The sequence below is a fragment of the Vibrio sonorensis genome (assembly GCF_001854765.1).
Lineage (GTDB): Bacteria > Pseudomonadota > Gammaproteobacteria > Enterobacterales > Vibrionaceae > Vibrio > Vibrio sonorensis.
Map to the genome: position 1 here is coordinate 1 of NZ_LJJE01000052.1, position 1,370 is coordinate 1,370.

Annotated in this window: 1 pseudogene; it reads right to left on the reverse strand. The window is 41.5% G+C overall.

From position 1 onward, the window contains the following. Positions 1-205 precede the first annotated feature (205 nt). Positions 206-1,052: pseudogene (locus tag BLO31_RS23105) on the reverse strand (integrase core domain-containing protein). Between the last annotated feature and the right edge of the window lie 318 nt (positions 1,053-1,370).

Here is a 1,370-nt window from a genome sequence, read left to right on the forward strand (position 1 = left end):
ATGCCAGAAGCCACATGTAGATAAACAATCCCACTACGCGTGCCATGATACTTGTCGCAATAAACATAGCGATGAACATCAACTATTCTGGTCAAGTCCAACCGAACACTTCCTCTAGAGAGTTTTCATAGTTAACTGGCGCAATGTCACCGTTCGCCTTCGCCATGTGCAACTTCTCAAGGTGGTAATACCTCAGGTGTGTGATTCATAGAGATGGTTTCAATTTTCTTAACCGAAGACCAAGCTTGTAATTCTGCTCTTGAAACCTCTCTTTCCATATCTGGTAGTCTTGCTATACCTCTTCTGATAAAGGTGTTAGGTCAGATAATTCTATAACCCTTTCTATCGGTGCAAGCCCTTTTAGAGCGCTATGAGGGCGTTCCCAGTTATAGTAGTGCTGCACTCAACTAGCAACAGATCCAGCTCTTCTAGCCCTGCGCCAACATCTATAGTCGGATAAACTCACTTTAATCTGTTTTCTGGGAGCGTTCAACTTTGCCATTTAAGTGAGGGGAACCAGGCTTGTTCGGGCGAAACTTGATGCCATAAATCATAATTTGCTGCTGTGCGCCGAGAATAGCACCTTAGAACCCGATAACGAGAACAGTCGTCAATCGCCGTGTCCTGATAGATCCCAGGCGCTATTTTGCAAGTATCCATTTGGATTCTCTCTCCAGGGATTGGACGTTCGTATCTTTGGAAGTCGTTCTTACGTCGGTAGGTTACGATCGGCTTTACAGAAGCTGCTGAAATACTTTACGGATAGTTGCTGTACTTAGGTGTATTTGGTGAAGCCGAATTAGTTCTGTTTGCAAGCTTCACGCGTATTTCAAGGATCAATGCTCTTAATTCATTGGTAATTTTGGTATCTAGTGAAGAATGAGGACGCCTGCTTTGGCTTTCCGAACAGTGATTCCATCCTGCTTATATCGATTCGCCCACTTCCGCGATGTAGGTCTGGAAATGCCACAACGACAACATACGAAGCCTGCATCACCAGATTCTTCATACATCTTTACCCACTGTAGTCTTTGTTGAGTTTCTCTATCCATATACATCCAGTATAGTTGAAAGGATGTCTATGAATCACACAATTTAATTACTTCAAACAAGCATTTAGAAGATCTTTAATCTTTAAAATATCTTCGATATATAGGTCTCCCTTGATACCTTCTATCGCGAGTGATACATTCAAAAACATCATGTATTCATTCTCTTCAACACACATTAACGGATGACATCTGTGGGTATCATAAGTTATCCATATCTCACCAGAAATATATGTTATTGATGTGACTTTCTCTTCCATAACTCACCAGTATAATCTGTTCTATGTTTCAACTTCCCGAATTCAACATCACTGTCTGTTA